Annotated in this window: 15 protein-coding genes and 1 tRNA gene; 8 read left to right on the top strand and 8 right to left on the bottom strand. The window is 66.0% G+C overall.

Annotated features, from left to right (window positions below; genetic code table 11):
* Window positions 1–3 precede the first annotated feature (3 nt).
* Window positions 4–966 (top strand): PD-(D/E)XK motif protein, encoded by a 963-nt coding sequence (locus ACH13J_RS00675; protein ID WP_397541378.1) that lies wholly within the window; start codon window positions 4–6, stop codon window positions 964–966.
* Window positions 967–1,670: 704 nt separating this feature from the next.
* Here the strand turns inward: ACH13J_RS00675 and ACH13J_RS00670 are convergent.
* Window positions 1,671–1,760: transfer RNA gene (locus ACH13J_RS00670), tRNA-Ser, on the bottom strand.
* A 209-nt stretch (window positions 1,761–1,969) separates the two neighbouring features.
* Here ACH13J_RS00670 and ACH13J_RS00665 point away from each other — a divergent pair.
* From ACH13J_RS00665 to ACH13J_RS00635, 7 genes are read left to right on the top strand one after another with little or no spacing between them, the layout of a single operon-like run.
* Entirely contained in the window at window positions 1,970–2,863 is an 894-nt protein-coding gene (locus tag ACH13J_RS00665; RefSeq protein ID WP_397541377.1) for an SPOR domain-containing protein, read from the top strand.
* Window positions 2,864–2,876: 13 nt separating this feature from the next.
* Window positions 2,877–4,046 carry a serine hydrolase gene (locus ACH13J_RS00660; protein WP_397541376.1) on the top strand — a complete coding sequence of 390 codons (1,170 nt, stop codon included), beginning with the start codon at window positions 2,877–2,879 and terminating at the stop codon, window positions 4,044–4,046.
* On the top strand, window positions 4,043–4,669 hold the full coding sequence (gene tmk / locus ACH13J_RS00655) for a dTMP kinase (protein WP_397541375.1): 627 nt from the start codon (window positions 4,043–4,045) through the stop codon (window positions 4,667–4,669). Before ACH13J_RS00660 ends, tmk begins: the two co-directional genes overlap by 4 nt.
* Complete coding sequence (locus tag ACH13J_RS00650; protein WP_397541374.1) at window positions 4,666–5,817, top strand: DNA polymerase III subunit delta'; 1,152 nt, start codon at window positions 4,666–4,668, stop codon at window positions 5,815–5,817. The genes tmk and ACH13J_RS00650 overlap by 4 nt, the downstream gene beginning before the upstream one ends.
* A gap of 6 nt (window positions 5,818–5,823) precedes the next feature.
* On the top strand, window positions 5,824–6,615 hold the full coding sequence (locus ACH13J_RS00645) for a TatD family hydrolase (protein ID WP_397541373.1): 792 nt from the start codon (window positions 5,824–5,826) through the stop codon (window positions 6,613–6,615).
* Window positions 6,615–7,412, top strand: coding sequence for an MBL fold metallo-hydrolase (locus ACH13J_RS00640; protein WP_397541372.1), 798 nt, complete (start codon window positions 6,615–6,617; stop codon window positions 7,410–7,412). The genes ACH13J_RS00645 and ACH13J_RS00640 overlap by 1 nt, the downstream gene beginning before the upstream one ends.
* A gap of 5 nt (window positions 7,413–7,417) precedes the next feature.
* Entirely contained in the window at window positions 7,418–8,347 is a 930-nt protein-coding gene (locus tag ACH13J_RS00635; RefSeq protein ID WP_397541371.1) for an AEC family transporter, read from the top strand.
* Between the two features lie 34 nt (window positions 8,348–8,381).
* On the opposite strand, the gene ACH13J_RS00630 is transcribed toward ACH13J_RS00635, so the two are convergent.
* The 7 genes from ACH13J_RS00630 to ACH13J_RS00600 form a co-directional block, all read right to left on the bottom strand.
* Entirely contained in the window at window positions 8,382–9,614 is a 1,233-nt protein-coding gene (locus tag ACH13J_RS00630; protein ID WP_397541370.1) for an enolase C-terminal domain-like protein, read from the bottom strand.
* Window positions 9,615–9,654: 40 nt separating this feature from the next.
* Window positions 9,655–10,740: a Zn-dependent alcohol dehydrogenase gene (locus ACH13J_RS00625; protein WP_397541369.1), complete on the bottom strand. Its 1,086-nt coding sequence runs from the start codon at window positions 10,738–10,740 to the stop codon at window positions 9,655–9,657.
* 143 nt (window positions 10,741–10,883) lie between these two features.
* Window positions 10,884–11,672 carry a 3-oxoadipate enol-lactonase gene (gene pcaD, locus ACH13J_RS00620; RefSeq protein WP_397541368.1) on the bottom strand — a complete coding sequence of 263 codons (789 nt, stop codon included), beginning with the start codon at window positions 11,670–11,672 and terminating at the stop codon, window positions 10,884–10,886.
* A 75-nt stretch (window positions 11,673–11,747) separates the two neighbouring features.
* Window positions 11,748–12,917 carry a 4-hydroxybenzoate 3-monooxygenase gene (pobA, locus tag ACH13J_RS00615; RefSeq protein WP_397541367.1) on the bottom strand — a complete coding sequence of 390 codons (1,170 nt, stop codon included), beginning with the start codon at window positions 12,915–12,917 and terminating at the stop codon, window positions 11,748–11,750.
* A gap of 275 nt (window positions 12,918–13,192) precedes the next feature.
* Entirely contained in the window at window positions 13,193–14,179 is a 987-nt protein-coding gene (locus ACH13J_RS00610; protein ID WP_397541366.1) for a pyridoxal-phosphate dependent enzyme, read from the bottom strand.
* Window positions 14,176–15,009, bottom strand: a complete 834-nt coding sequence (locus tag ACH13J_RS00605; protein ID WP_397541365.1) for an alpha/beta fold hydrolase — start codon at window positions 15,007–15,009, stop codon at window positions 14,176–14,178. Before ACH13J_RS00605 ends, ACH13J_RS00610 begins: the two co-directional genes overlap by 4 nt.
* Window positions 15,009–15,692: a haloacid dehalogenase type II gene (locus ACH13J_RS00600; protein WP_397541364.1), complete on the bottom strand. Its 684-nt coding sequence runs from the start codon at window positions 15,690–15,692 to the stop codon at window positions 15,009–15,011. The genes ACH13J_RS00605 and ACH13J_RS00600 overlap by 1 nt, the downstream gene beginning before the upstream one ends.
* Window positions 15,693–15,746 lie beyond the last annotated feature (54 nt).

The following is a 15,746-nucleotide window of genomic DNA, read 5'->3' as shown; positions in this document are numbered from 1 at the left end:
CCCATGCTGACTGATCTGTACCCGACGCTTTGCCAAACGATCCCCGAGGATGGCGCAGCGCTCTTCGGAATGCCAGTGGACGGCGACTATCCCTATTGGCTTGCCATCGATTCCCAAGCCTTTCCTGCGCTTCTGCTTCCCGCCCAGGTGGATGACCTCCGACCAGACATCACATTGCGCGCGGTCGATGCCTTGTTCTCCCGCACCTGCGTCATCGAAACGGACACGCCAGACCCGCATGAGGGATGCTACTCGCTTATCCGCCTAAAGGAGAGCGACCCGGCAATTGTCCGCCTGTTTCTGAGAGTACTGGAAGAAAGCCTCTGCACCACGAGCCCGCCAACCACCAACGCCGAGATTGCCGCTCGTGTACAGCGAGTTGCGGCACTCTTCAGCCGGATCGAAGACAACACTCGTGATCTTATTGGCCTGTGGGGCGAGCTTACTGTTATCGCCCATGCACAGAACACCGACGCTGCAGTACGATGCTGGAGTACTCGTAAAACCGCCAAGTATGATTTTGTTTCCGAGCACTTCGTACTCGACGTGAAGACCACATTAAAATCTGTTCCGCAGCATCGATTTTCGCTCGATCAGCTGCGACCATCGGGCTCATTTGACGCCTATATCGCATCACTCTGTGTAATCGAAGTGCAAAGCGGACAGACGGTTGCCGAGCTTATGGAGACACTCGCACCCAGGATTTCAGATAATGAACTGCGCAGCGCTTTCTTGATTCAGTGCCTCACCAAAGGTGGCCGCGACCTGTACCGCAGTGATTTGACCATTCAGACCTACCCGGGCAACGCGTCACTGAGTCTCTTTCGGGCAGAGGAAATCCCTGTGCCGCACGTGCGTACGAATGAGCCAATTGAGAACATTCGCTTTGACGTTGATCTTTCAGAAATCGTACCGCTACCAGATCAATTCCGCACATCAATTCTGACGTTTGAGACTACCAAGTGATTTCCCAAGACATCAGCGTGTCTCGACGGAAGGTCTTTAGCCTGTCATTGACAACAAGACCAAAGCTCTATTCATCATGCCATCGGTCCATCTCGACGCGGCCGTCGCGGCTGAAGAGGACAAGGCTGTCTAGTGCTCCAGCGCGTATGCCAGACCTTTACCAAGGTCAGATTTCGTCGAGATACGAGATACCTGCCGTTTCAACCATTCGTGCAGGTCTTCGACAAGGCGCAACGCGTGCGCCAGACGGGCGGCCCGGCCCAGCGCTCCACAGTGGCTGGCGGCTGATGCCCTTCTCGATGGCATAGAGTGCCGTGGTGCGCTTGATTTTTCATGATCTGGCATATCCGCTTATGGTTCGTCAGCGGCTCGCCTCTGGCGAAAGAAATGTCCGTCAGAGAGTTCCAGAAGCAGAGGACGGTACCCGCTTTGACCTGAGAGGCTTCGATGCCAGTCGCGCCAGACGCAATCGCGACCCCAATCCAAACACTTTCGGAGACTAGTATTTTTTGTTTTTTAACAATTACTTGAAGGAAATTCACCAAATCCACGCAGTCATGAGGTCGGGAGAATATAGCCCCCGAGAGACCACTTCCGGGCCGCCCAGAGCTGGTGCCAGTGCTCAGCCCCAACCGCATAACCCACGAAAACAACGGAAAAATCCGGCCGGAGCCGGATCGGGAGAACGCTTTCGCAAGGGCAAGTGGCGGAGGAGGTGGGATTCGAACCCACGGTACGCTTTCACGTACGCCGGTTTTCAAGACCGGTGCATTCGACCGCTCTGCCACTCCTCCGCGCAGGGATTGGTTAGAGGGCCGGGCGCGATTCTGGAAGGTGCGTTTTCGGGGAATTCCGCCGCAGCGTTCTTGCGCACTTTTCTTGCCCGCGGCGGGGCGCTAGACTGCGCCCGGGTCTTGGTCGCGTGCCGTCCCGGGCAGTGGCGGCCGGCCGAGAAAGAACCGACAAGGCGCGTTACGGCGCCGGGACAGGCAGGGAACGTGACATGCTCGATATTCACAACCGGCGCAGATTCCGTGGACAGGGGAAGGGGGCTTTGTGTCTTGCCTTGGTGCTCGCGCTCGGCGCCTGCGCGGAGGGGGAGACGCCGTTCGGCTTTCTGAGCTCGGACGAGCAGGCCGCGCAGGACGGGCCGGCCGGGGCCGCGGCCACGGAAACCCGTCTCGTGGAACGCGATGTCGAGGCGCCGGAGGTGTTCGAGGTCACCGCGATGGGCCTGTGGGACGGCCGGCCGTCGCTCGGCGGTGTCTGGGTGGCGCATCCGGACGTGGACGAGCCCGAGCGTGTCATCATCCGCAACACCACCAATTCGAAATTCGTGATCGGCGCGCTGTTCCGGCGCGAGCGCGACAATCCGGGACCGCCGATACAGGTGTCGTCGGATGCCGCCGAGGCGCTCGGCATGCTGGCCGGCGCACCGGCCATGCTGAACGTCACGGCGCTGCGGAAGGAACAACAGCCCGCCCCGGACGCGGAGGATGACGCCGCGCCCACCGAGGAGATCGCCACGCCCGAGGACGTGGAGGAAACCGCGCTCGACCCGGTGGCCGGGGCCGCCGCCGCCATCGCGGAAGCCGAGGCCGCCGAAGCCGGCGCCGACGCGGCCGAGAACCCCGCGTCGCGACCGGCCGGGCAGGAATCTTCGCTGGAAAAGCCCTATATCCAGATCGGGATCTTCAGTGTCGAGCAGAACGCGCGGAACACCGCCACGGCCATGCGTCAGAACGGCATGGTGCCGGTGGTCAAGAAACAGACCTCCCGCGGCAAGACGTTCTGGCGCGTCATCGTCGGCCCGGCCGCCGACAAATCCGAGCGCGCGGTTCTGCTACGCAAGATCAAGGGCGTCGGTTTCGAGGACGCCTATCCCGTCACCAACTGAGGCGTGAACCCAAATGATCCGTTTCCTTTCAAGGCTGCTTGCCTCGTTCCTCCTGCTCGCCGTGATGATGCTGCCGGTGCGGGCGTTCGAGTCCAGCGCCAAGGCGGCGTTCGTCGTGGACATCACGACCGACACGGTGCTTTTGTCCAAGAATGCCGATGCGCCGCTGCCGCCGGCCTCGATGTCCAAGCTGATGACGCTCTACGTGACCTTCGAGGCGATCCGCGACGGTCGGCTGTCGCTGGACGAGAAGCTGCCCGTGTCGGAGCACGCCATGAGCTACGGCGGCTCGACGATGTTCCTTGACACCACCGACCGGGTGACGGTGGAGGACCTGCTTCGCGGGATTATCGTGCTGTCGGGCAATGACGCCTGCGCGGTGCTGGCAGAGGCGCTGAGCCCGGACGGCACCGAGGCCGGCTTTGCCCGTTACATGACACGGCGCGCCCAGCAGATCGGCCTGACGAACTCCACCTTCAAGAATTCCAACGGCTGGCCCGCCCCCGGCCACAGGATGAGCGTTCGCGACCTCGCGCTGCTGGCGCGCCGGATCATCGAGGATTTTCCCGAGTTCTACCCGATGTTCGCCGAAACCGAGTTCGCGTTCGACGGCCGCGCGCCGCAGAATACGCAGAACCGCAACCCGCTTTTGCGCCTCGGTATCGGCGCGGACGGGCTCAAGACGGGGCATACCCAACGGGCGGGCTACGGGCTGGTCGGGTCGGCCGAACAGGATGGACGGCGCATCATCATCGTTCTTTCGGGGCTCGACACCGCGCGCCAGCGGGCCGAGGAGGCAGAGGCGCTGCTGACATGGGGATTCCGCCAGTTCGCCGAGAAATCCCTCGTCAAGGCCGGCACCGACGTGGCCAGCGCGGATGTCTGGATGGGGGCAAAGCCCAGTGTCGGCCTTGCCCCGGCCGAGGAGGTGCGGGCGCTGGTGCCCGTTCTGGGCGGCGACACGCTGGAGGGGCAGGTGGTGTATACCGGTCCCGTGCGCGCCCCGGTGAGCAAGGGCGACGAACTGGCAAAGCTGGTGTTCTCCCCAAAGGGCCTGCCGGAGAAGAGCGTGCCGCTCTATGCCTCTGACGACGTCGCACCCGGCGGGTTCCTCGTGCGGCTCAGGACCGTTTCGGAGATCCTGCTCGAACGGTTGCGGCGCGGCCCCGAGGGGCAGCTTTGAGCGGCTCCGGCCTGTTCGTCTCGTTCGAAGGCATCGATGGCTCGGGCAAGTCCACGCAGGCCCGCCGTCTGGCCGAGGCGTTGCAAGGGCAGGGCGTCGAGGTGGTGCTGACGCGCGAACCGGGCGGCAGCCCGGGGGCCGAGGAGATACGCAAGCTGCTGCTTGAGGGAGAGAGCGATCGCTGGTCGCCGGAGACGGAAATCCTGTTGTTCACGGCCGCGCGCCGCGATCATCTCGAAAAGGTCATCACGCCGGCGCTCGCCGCCGGACAGGTGGTCATCTGCGACCGTTTCGCAGACAGCACGCGCATGTACCAAGGGTTGCGCGGGGCTGATCTTCGGGTGCTTGTCGACCGGCTCCACGAGCTGATGATCGGCCGTGAACCCGACCTCACGCTTGTGGTCGATATCGACCCGGCAACCGGTCTGGAGCGGGCGCTCGGGCGTCGCGGCGGCGAGGAACGGTTCGAGTCGTTCGGGGTGGAGCTGCAGCAGACGCTCCGCGAGGGGTTCCTGCAGCTTGCATATGCGTGTCCGGAACGGTTCAGGATCATCGACGGCGCACGCCCCGTGGATGAGGTTGCCGCCGATATCCGCACCGTCGTATCCTCGTGTCTCGAATGATGGACGAGACTGCCCCGGAACCCGACAGGATCGAGGGCGCGCCGCATCCGCGCGCCGCGGGCGTCCTTTATGGCCAGCGCCGGTCCGAGACGGCCTTCCTCGATGCCTACCGCTCTGGCCGGTTGCATCACGCGTGGCTGCTGACGGGGCCAAGGGGGGTGGGCAAGGCCACGCTGGCCTGGCGTATCGCGCGGTTCCTTCTTGCGACGCCTGAAACGGAGGATAGCGGGTTGTTCGGTGATACGCCGCCCCCGCCCGACACGCTGGATGTCCCGCCCGAGCATCCGGTGGCGCGCCGCGTTCTGTCCCTGTCGGAGCCCGGGTTGTACGTCGTGCGCCGGGGCGGTGCGGGCAGCACCGACGCCGAGCGCGAAAAGAACCGGCGGGAGGGGCGGTTTTCCCGCGATATCCGCGTGAGCGAGGTGCGCGAGCTTGCCAGTTTCATCAATCTCAGCGCGGCGGATGGCGGTCGCCGGGTCGTGATCGTCGACAGCGCCGACGAGTTGAACACCGCGGCTGCGAATGCCCTGCTGAAGATGCTGGAGGAGCCGCCGGCGCGCACCGTCCTGCTGCTGGTGTCTCACCAGCCCTCCAGGCTGTTGCCCACGATCCGTTCGCGTTGCCGGGATCTGCGGCTGGAACCGCTGTCGCCGCCCGATCTGGAGGCGGCGCTGGACCAGGCGGGGGTAGAGGCCGGCGCGCGGGCCACGGCATTGGCCGAGCTGTCCGGCGGATCGGCCGGCGAGGCTGTCCGGCTTGTCAATCTCGGCGGGCTGGAACTTTATGACGAGTTGCTGACCATCGTCCGCGGCTTGCCTGCTCTGGACCGTCCGCGTGCAATCGCGCTGGCCGAGGCAGCCGCCGCGCGCGGGGCAGAGGAGCGGCTCGACCTGCTGTTCGGGCTGACCGACCTTCTGCTTGCCCGGCTTGCCCGCACCGGCGCAACCGGCGCGCCACCGCCCGAGGCCGCGCCGGGGGAGGCGGAAATTCTGGCCCGTTTGGCGCCGGGTCCGGATCGCGCCCGTGCCTGGGCGGACCTTGCACAGCAGATCGGGGCGCGTGCGCGCCACGGGCGGGCGGTGAACCTTGACCCGGCCGCGCTCGTCCTAGATACGGTCTTCAAGCTGCAATCCTGTGCCACAGCCTGAGGTTTCATGTCCGATACCGTCGAGATTACCGACAGCCACTGCCACCTGGATTTCGACACTTTCGACGATGAACGGGACGCCGTGGTGGCGCGCGCGGTCGAGGCGGGCGTGACCCGCATGGTGACGATCTGCACCAAGCTGCGGAACGAACCCCGGGTGCGCGCCATCGCGGAATCGTATGACCCTGTCTACTACGCGGCCGGAACGCACCCGATGAGCGCCGCAGAGGAGCCGCTGGCGACGGTGGACGAGCTGGTGAAACTTGCCCGGCACCCTAAGTTCGTCGGGATCGGGGAGTCGGGACTGGACTACCACTACACTGCCGACAGCGCGGAGAAACAGCAGGAGAGCCTGCGTGTCCACATCGCCGCCGCGCGCGAGACCGGCCTGCCGCTCATCATCCATGCCCGCGACGCGGACGAGGACATGGCCCGCATCCTCGGCGAGGAATATCAAAACGGCGCCTACGGCTGTGTCATGCATTGCTTTTCCTCCGGGGCGGCGCTGGCGCGGGCGGCGCTGGAGCTGGGGTTCTACCTGTCCATGTCCGGTATCGCGGCCTTTCCCAAGAGCCGGGAGTTGCGCGATATTTTCGCCACGGCGCCGATCGACCGAATACTGGTGGAAACGGATGCGCCCTACCTCGCGCCGCCCCCGTATCGCGGCAAACGCAACGAACCCGCCTACACCGTGCATACGGCAAAGGTCGGCGCGGAGGTGTTCGGCCTCGACTGGCCGGCGTTCGCCGCGCAAACGCAGGCGAACTTCAACCGGCTGTTCAGCAAGGCGGTGGCGTGATGGGGCAGACACGGTTCACCATACTCGGGTGCGGCTCCTCCGGCGGGGTCCCGCGGCTTGGCAACAACTGGGGCGATTGCGACCCCGGGAACCCAAGGAACTACCGCCGCCGCTGCTCGATGCTGGTTGAGCGCGAGGGCGAGGAAGGCACGACGCGGGTTCTGATAGACACCTCTCCCGACCTGCGCAGCCAGCTTCTGGGGGCCGGCGTCGGGACGCTCGATGCCGTGATCTATACACACGATCACGCCGATCACGTGCACGGCCTCGATGATTTGCGCATGATCGTTTTCAACATGCGCCAGCGTGTGCCCGTCTGGGCGGACGGGGACACGCAGAATACGCTGTATTCCCGGTTCGGATATGCATTCATGCAACCTGAAGGGTCGCCTTATCCACCGATTCTGGAGATGCACACCATAAATGGCGATGTCACCATCGAAGGGGCAGGCGGGGCGTTGACCTTTCGACCCGTGCGCGTGCAGCATGGCACGATCGACGCGCTGGGATTCCGGATTGGTGATCTCGCCTACATGCCGGACGTGGTCGAAATACCGCGCGACAGCTGGCCGCTGCTGGAAGGACTCGATTGCTGGGTGCTGGATGCGCTGCGCCGTACACCGCACCCCACCCATGCCCATCTCGACAAGTCGCTGGAATGGATCGCACAGGCCCGGCCGCGCCGTGCGGTGCTGACCAACATGCATATCGACCTCGATTACCAGACCGTGGCCGACGAAACCCCCGACCATGTCACCCCGGCCTATGACGGCATGGTGATTTCTTACGCGGACTGAGGGTTTTGCAGGCGCTTCTTGATGTCGTCCTGCCGGTCTTTCTCGTCATCGGTTTCGGCTATGTCGCGGTCTGGCGCGGCTGGTTCTCGCAGGCTGGCGTGGACGGACTCATGCGTTTCACGCAGACATTTGCCATTCCCTGCCTGCTCTTTACTGCCATCGCGCGCCTTGATCTCGGCCAGAGCTTCGACTGGCGACTGCTGACAAGCTTCTACACGGGGGCGCTGGGCGGGTTCCTGATGGGCCTGTGGGGCGCGCGCTGGCTTTTCTCGCGCCCGTGGGAGGACGCGGTCGCCATAGGGTTCTGCTGCCTGTTCTCCAACTCGGTGCTTCTTGGCCTGCCGCTGACGGAGCGCGCCTATGGTCCGGACGCGCTTCAGGCCAATTATGCCATCATCGCCTTGCACTCGCCCTTTTGCTACGGGATCGGGATTTCGGCCATGGAGATCGTCCGGGCGCGGGGGCAGGCCGGCCACGCGGTTGTGATGCAGGTGCTGCGTGCCATGTTTTCCAATGCCCTCATTCTGGGGATCGCGGCGGGGTTCGCTGTCAACCTGTCCGGCATCGCCCTTCCGGCCGTGCTGAACGACGGGCTTGACCTGATGGTGCGGGCCGCGCTGCCTGCGGCACTCTTCGGTCTGGGGGGCGTGCTGGTCAGTTACCGCCCGGAGGGCGACCTGCGCGTGGTGCTTTACATCTGCCTTGTCGCGCTGGTCATCCATCCGGGGATCACGCGGCTTCTTGGCATCTCGTTGAACCTGTCGGCCGAGGCCACGCGGTCGGCGGTGCTGACGGCGGCGATGGCGCCGGGGGTCAACAGCTATATCTTTGCCAGCATGTACGGCCGGGCCAAGCGGGTTGCCGCGACGACCGTGCTGCTGGGCACGGCGCTGACCATCCTGACGGCCTGGGTCTGGTTGATGTTCCTGCCGTAAGGCATTGAGGAAACGACACGTTCTGGCCGCCATGCTACGCCGTGTCGGGCGGTGCGCCCCCGGCAAAGCTGTTGCCGTTGACATAGTCGCACGGTGCTTCCTGCATCTCCAGGTGCAGCCCGTCACTCTCGTACGGGTTGGCGCGGGCAAGTGCCTCGTCCACCTCGATGCCAAGGCCAGGCGCGTCCGGCACGGGGATGAAACCGTTCTCCACCCGGAGCGCCCCACCAATCAGGCGGTCGTGAAATTCCGTCTCGATCGTCTCGCACATCAGCAGGTTCGGGATGGAGGCGGCGAGATGCACATTGGCCGCCCATTCCACTGGACCGGCATAAAGATGCGGCGCCATCTGGGCGTTATAGACCTCGGCCATCGCGGCGATCTTCTTGGTTTCCCAGATCCCGCCGGCGCGGCCAAGGGCGGGCTGGAGGATGGCCGCCGCGCCCTCCCGCAGCACCGGGGCGAACTCGGCCTTGGTGCTCAGCCTTTCCCCCGTGGCCACGGGGATGCGCACCCGCGCGGCCACCTGCGCCATCTGCCCGACACTATCGGGTGGCACGGGCTCCTCGAACCAAAGCGGAGAGTACGGCTCCAGCGCCTGGCCGAGACGGACCGCCCCGGCCGTCGTGAACTGGCCGTGCGTGCCGAAGAGCAGGTCGGCCCTGTCGCCCACCGCCTCGCGCACGGCGCGGCAGAAATCCACAGACCTCGTGATGTCCGACATAGCCGGCATGTGCCCGCCGCGCATTGTGTAGGGCCCCGCCGGGTCGAACTTGACCGCCGTGTACCCGCGCGCCACGCAGTCCGCCGCGCTTTCGGCGGCCATCTCGGGCGATGTCCAGAAATCGGCGAGGGTGTGGCGGGGCAGGGGGTAGAGATAGGAATAGGCACGGATGCGGTCGTTGACGCGGCCCCCCAGCATCGCCCAGACGGGCCGTCCACGCGCCTTGCCCAGAATGTCCCAGCACGCGATTTCCAGCCCTGAAAACGCGCCGATGACCGTGAGGTCGGGGCGCTGCGTGAAGCCGCTCGAATAGGCGCGGCGGAACATCAGCTCGATGTTCTCGGGGTTTTCCCCCTGCATGTGGCGTGCGAACACGTCCTCGACGACGGCGCGCATGGCGGCCGGCCCCACCGAGGCGGCATAGCATTCGCCCCAGCCGGTGATGCCGTCATCGGTGGTCAGCTTGACGAGAATCCAGTAGCGTCCCCCCCAGCCTGGCGCGGGTGGCGACGTGACGATGATGTCGAGATCCTGCAGTTTCATGCGCTCGGGCCCCCTGGGTGTGGTCTGGTCATGCGCCCGTTCATTCGTCGAACACGATGACGTTGCGCCGCGCGCTCCCGGTGTTGGTGTCCGCGATCGCGTCGTTGATCTGGTCGAGCCGCCAGCGGGTCGAGATCAGTTCATCGAGCTTGAGCCGCCCCTGATCATAGAGGTCGATCATCCACGGGATGTCGCGCTTGATGACCACCTCGCCCATCTTGGACCCGATCATGCCCTGCCCGGTGGCGGCGAAGTTCACGGGTTCGTAGCGCGCCGTGTCGCCGGAATGGGGCATCCCCACCATGACGACACGCCCCCCCGCGGCAAGGTAGCGCGGCGCCTGCTCGTAGGCCGCAATGGCGCCTACCGTCACGATCACCGCGTCCGCGCCGCGACCGATTTCCTGCTTGGCTGCGCGCCAGGGCGTCTCTTCGGTGGCCAGAACCCCGTCCGTCGCGCCGAACTCGCTTGCGGCGGCCAGCTTCTCGGCGCTCATGTCCACCGCCACGATCCGGCGCGCGCCAGCGATGCGCGCGCCCTGGATCGCGTTGAGCCCCACGCCGCCAGCGCCGATCACGACCACGTCCTGGCCGGGCCTGAGCCCGGCGGCGTTCACGACAGCGCCGATGCCGGTAATGACGCCGCAGGCCAGCAGGCAGGCCCGGTCCCGCGGCATCCCGTCCGGGATCTTCACGACCTGGCTCTGGTCAATGACAACCTTTTCCGCGAACGCCCCGCAGGACATGGCCTGATGCAACGCGCCGCCATCGGCGGTTCTCAGGGGGCCGTCATCGTCGGGGGGCGCCTCGCACCCGGTCGGCCGCCCGGCGCTGCAGCTCGGGCATTGTCCGCAGGCCCGGATGAGCGTCACGACGACAGCATCCCCCACGGCCAGGCCCGTCACGCCCGCGCCCACGGCGCTGACCGTCCCCGCGGCCTCGTGCCCGTAAACGGCCGGCAGCGTGCCGCCCCACGCCCCTTCGGCATAGGAGATGTCGGAGTGGCAGATGGCCACCGCGTCCAGCGTCACCTCGATCTCGCCCGTGCGCGGTGCGCGCAGCTGAACCTCCTCTACGACGAGCGGTTCGCCGAAGGCGTGGCAAACCGCCGCCCTGATCTTGCGCATGGCTCCCTCCTTGCTGTTGCGGCTAGCCTGACCGCGATTCTCTCCTGTATTCAAGGGCAAACCCCCGCGGTTCATGCGCCGTGTTCAGCCCTGGTCCGGATCGCGGGCCGCGCGGGCCGCGCCCGTCCGCTCCGGCCATCGGGCTATACGTGGCCGATTTCGCGCAGGAAGCCCGCCAGCACCTGCGCATATTCCTCGGGGCGTTCCACGCAGGGCAGGTGACCCGCCCTTCGCATGAGGCGGAACTTCGAGCCGGGTACCAGCTCGACCGTTTCGCGGACGAGGTCGGGGGGCGTCGCGCCGTCCTCTGATCCGGCAATGCCGAGAACCGGGAGCCGCAGGCCGCTGGTGGGGGTATAGAAATCGGTGCCGGCGATCGCGGCGCAGCACCCGATATAGCCTTCGGGCTGCGTTCCCACCAGCATGTCATGCCAGGTTGTCACCTCGCCCTTGGCGAGGAAATCGCGCGAGAACCAGCGCGCAAGCACCGCCTCGGCTAGCGCCGCGATCCCGCCGTCCCGCACCGTGTCGATCCGGTCCTGCCACATCCGCTTGGTTCCGATCTTGGCCGCGGTGTTGGACAGCACCAGCGCGCGGATCTGGTCGTGCCGCTTGACCGCCAGCCCCTGGCCGATCATCCCGCCGATCGACAGCCCGACAAAGACGGCGTCGCGTACGCCGAGGTGATCGAGCAGCGCCTCGGCATCGCGCACGAGCGCGCCCATGGCGTAAGGCGCCGGCGGAACCGAGCTGTGGCCGTGTCCGCGCTTGTCGTACCGGATGAGGCGCAGGCCGTGGGGCAGATGGGGCAGCACGGCGTCCCACAGATGCAGGTCAGTGCCCAGAGAATTCGCGAAGACGACCGGCGCCCCGTCCGGTTCGCCGTCCTCCCGGTAATGCAGCGTCACGTCGTCCAGTGTCAGCTCAGCCATCGCGCGCACCTTGCATCGTCCCCGATGACCGACTGTGACGCGCGCCGCGTCACGGCGCAAGGCAATGCAGGCGCGCTAGTAGGGCAGGCCCACGTAATTCTCGGCCAGGGCTTTCTGGGCCGCGGTGCTGTCGGACAGGAAGTCGAACTCTGCCCGCCGCATCCGCAGGTCGAAGTCGGACTGCTCGGGGAAGCGGTGCAAGAGCGCGGTCATCCACCAGCTGAACCGTTCGACCTTCCAGATGCGTTCCAGCGCGGTCTGTGAATACCGGTCCAGACCTTCCGTATCGCCGTCCTCGTAATAGCGCACCATTGCACGGTAGAGATAGTTGACGTCGCTTGCCGCCGTGTTCAGCCCCTTGGCCCCCGTGGGTGGCACGATGTGCGCGGCGTCGCCGCACAGGAACAACCGCCCCCACCGCATCGGTTCGCACACGAAAGAGCGCAGCGGGGCGATGGATTTCTCGATGGAGGGGCCGGTGACCAGTTTTTCGGCCACCTCGCCCGGCAGTCTCCGCTTGAGCTCGTCCCAGAAGATCCCGTCCTCCCAGTCCTCGGGGCTGTCGGACAGGGGGCACTGGATGTAATAGCGGCTGAGGGTTTCGTTGCGCATTGAGCACAGGGCGAAACCGCGCTCGGAGTCGGCGTAGATCAACTCCTCGGCCACGGGCGGGGTCTGGGACAGCACACCCAGCCAGCCGAACGGATAGGTTTTCTCGAACTCGGTGCGCACCTCCTCGGGGATCGCCTGACGGCAGGGGCCGTGAAAGCCGTCACAGCCGGCGATGAAATCGCAATCAAGACGGTTCATCCTGCCGCCGTGCAGGAACGTGACGAAAGGCTGGTCGCTGTCAACGTCGTGCGGTTTCACCCCCGCGCATTCGAACAGCGTGGTCGCGCCGGCCGCCTCCCGCGCGTCGTAGAGATCGCGCGTGACCTCGGTCTGGCCGTAGACGAGCACATGCTTGCCCGTCAGCGCGTCGAAGTCGATCCGGACCGACCCCGCGGCATGCGCGATGGTGGCCCCGGTGTGAACCTGTCCCTCGCGGTCCATGCGATCCCCGACGCCGGCCTCGCGCATGAGATCGGCCAGCCCGGTCTCCAGCACACCGGCACGGATGCGCGACAGGACATGTTCCTTTGTCCGCCTTTCAAGCAGGACCGTGTCGATCCCCTTTTCGTGCAGTAGCTGCGATAGCAGGAGACCGGCCGGCCCCCCGCCGATTATGGCAACCTGTGTTCGCATGATGGTCCTCCCTGCATCATGTCGGGCCTGCCGCCCGCGGGCGTGTTCGCGTGACAGGGCGCCATATCGGACGCGGCCTGTCCATGATCTGACTCAAGTTTGTTGCCCCCAACGGCAAAACCGGTCCCGCGTGGCGGGCCCGTGCCCATGTCTTGCAACAGCCGCGCGCGATACGGGATTAGCCAAGTGTCGATGTTGGGAAAAATAAAGATGCGGGGCAAAAAAATGGTATCATCATGCGCTCAAGATCGCCTTTTCAAAATATCGCCGTTTCTCTATCCAGCTGTTTCCACTTGGTCGAGCGCGCTTTGGAACACGCGGGAGTCCACGTTGCCCCCCGAGATCGTGCAAATCACGGCATCCCCCGTCAGCGCGTCGGCGTGATAGAGCGCGGCCGCCAGAGCGACCGCGCCGCCCGGCTCGGCCACGATCTTCAGCCGCTGGAAGGCAACCGCCATTGCGCGCAAAACCTCGTTCTCGCTCACCACGATCCCCGGCCCGCAAAGCCGCCTGAGCACGGGAAACGTGATCTCGCCGGGCGTGGGCGTCAGGATGGCGTCGCAGAGGCTGCCCGCTGCCGACGCGTTGCGCTGGCGTCGGCCGGAGGCCAGCGAGCGGGTGGTGTCGTCGAACCCCTCCGGCTCGCACGGGCGGGCGCGCAGACCCGGCGCCTCGGCCTCCAGCGCCAACGCGATGCCGGCGGTCAGCCCGCCGCCCCCGCAGCAAACCAGTACGTCGGCGGCCTCGATACCTTCCGCGCGGGCCTGAGCGGCGATTTCCAGCCCGCATGTGCCCTGCCCGGCGATGACCTGCGGCTCGTCATAGGGCTTGATCAGCGTAAGCCCGCGCTCTGCGCGGATGGCCTCGCCCAGCCTCTCGCGGGAGTCGCCGCCTTGCCGGTCGTAGAGAACGACCTCTGCCCCAAGGGCCCGCGTATTGTCGATCTTGAGACGTGGTGCATCGTCGGGCATCACGATCACGGCGGGCACGCCGAACTCGGCCGCGGCCCTGGCCACGCCTTGTGCGTGGTTCCCGCTGGAATAGGCGATAACCCCCTTAGCCCGCGTCTCGGGGTCCAGCGCCGAGACCGCCGCGCGCCCGCCGCGGTACTTGAAGCTGCCGGTGTGTTGCAGGCATTCGGGCTTCACCAGAACGCGGCGGCCCGCGATATCGTCGATGAAAGGCGAGCAGAGCAGTGGCGTGCGGCGCACATGCCCCTCCAGGCGTTCCGCGGCGGCGCGGATCATGTTGATATCCGTCATGAAAGCTGCTCCATGACCGCCTGTATCGCCGCGAGGGAGGCAGGCTCGTCGAGGAACGGCACATGGCCCCTGTCAGGGACGGTGGCGACGATGAGCCCGGGGTGCCGCTCGGCCATCCGGCGTTGTGTCTCCGCGCTGAAGAGATCCGAGTTTTCGCCCCGGATCGAGGCCACGGGCAGACCGGCCAGCCCGTCGAAGAGCTGCCACAGCTCAGGGGCATGGCCGGCGCCGGCCTCGCCCACCAGCGCGTCGCGCAGGCGCCGGTCATACCTTAGCCCGACGCCGCCGTCGGGCTTTTCGAACCACATGAACTCGGCCTGTTCGCGCCAGCGCGCATAGGGCACGCCCGGGAAATCCCGGGCATGGCCGTCCATCAGGGCCCGGGCCGCGGTGTCGAGATCGGGGTAAGGGGGCTCGCGGCCCACATATGCCATGATACGCTCCAGCCCGGCCTCGGCCACTTCCGGCCCGATATCGTTCAGCACCACGCCGGCGAGCCGGTCCCGGTGCGTCGCCGCAAGGGCCATGGCGATGAGGCCGCCGCGCGAGGTCCCGATCAGCACGACCTCCCGCACTCCGAGGTGATCCAGCAGCTCGATCGCGTCCTGCCCCTCGCGCAGGACGTTGTATGTCGTGTAATCCTCGGCATGCTCCGACTGCCCGCGCCCGCGGTAATCCAGTCGAATCAGTCGTTTGCCGGTCAGGTGTGGCAGCAGATAGGTGAAGTCCGCGCTGTTGCGCGTCAGCCCCGAAAGGCACAGCACCGGCAGTCCGGCCCCGTCATCCTCGTAATGCAGCGTCAGCCCGTCGGAGGTCGTGAAGCGCGGCATCAGGCGGCGAGCCCCGCAATACCGCTAAGGTCGTCCAGCACCGTGTCGGGGTGGGCGGGCAGCCGGTCCATCGGCTCGCCCGCACGGTTGACCCATGCCGTCCGGAAGCCGTAGCCGGCCGCGGCCGCGGCATCCCAGCCATTGGAAGAAACGAAAAGCACCTCCTGCCGCGCGCAGCCGAAACGCGCGCCGACCATGTCGTAGACCGCCGCGGCGGGTTTGAAGATGCCAACGCTTTCCACCGACAAGACATCATCCAGAAGGTTTTCCAGGCCGGCCGACGCCACGGCGGCCTGCAGCATCCCGGGCTCTCCGTTGGACAGGATCGCCGTGCGCTTGCCGTGCTCCCTGAGCGTCCCGAGCATCTGCGGCACTTCGGGGTAGGCATCGAGCTCACGGTAGAGCTGCAGGAGCCGTTCGCGGAGCTCCGTGTCGCCTGAAAGCCCCTGAGCCTCCAGCGCCCAGTCAAGCCCGTCCTGCGTAACGGTCCAGAAATCCGTGTGCTGCCCCATGACCGCACGGAGCCATGTGTATTGCAGCTGCTTCTGCCGCCAGTGTGCCGCGATTGCCGGCCAATGCTCGGCAAATACCGTGCGCCCCGGCTCTTCGGAGGCGCGCCGGGCGGCCGCGGACACGTCGAACAACGTGCCATAGGCATCGAAGACACATGTTGTGATCGGCATGACACTCTCCCTTCGACGGCACAGTGTCACGACTTTTTCGGTCGCGAAAGTCCC

It is taken from the genome of Roseovarius salis, from assembly GCF_044472985.1.
Lineage (GTDB): Bacteria > Pseudomonadota > Alphaproteobacteria > Rhodobacterales > Rhodobacteraceae > Roseovarius > Roseovarius salis.
Note: the sequence above shows the minus strand (reverse complement) of the source record. Positions and strands in the feature narration are given on the sequence as shown.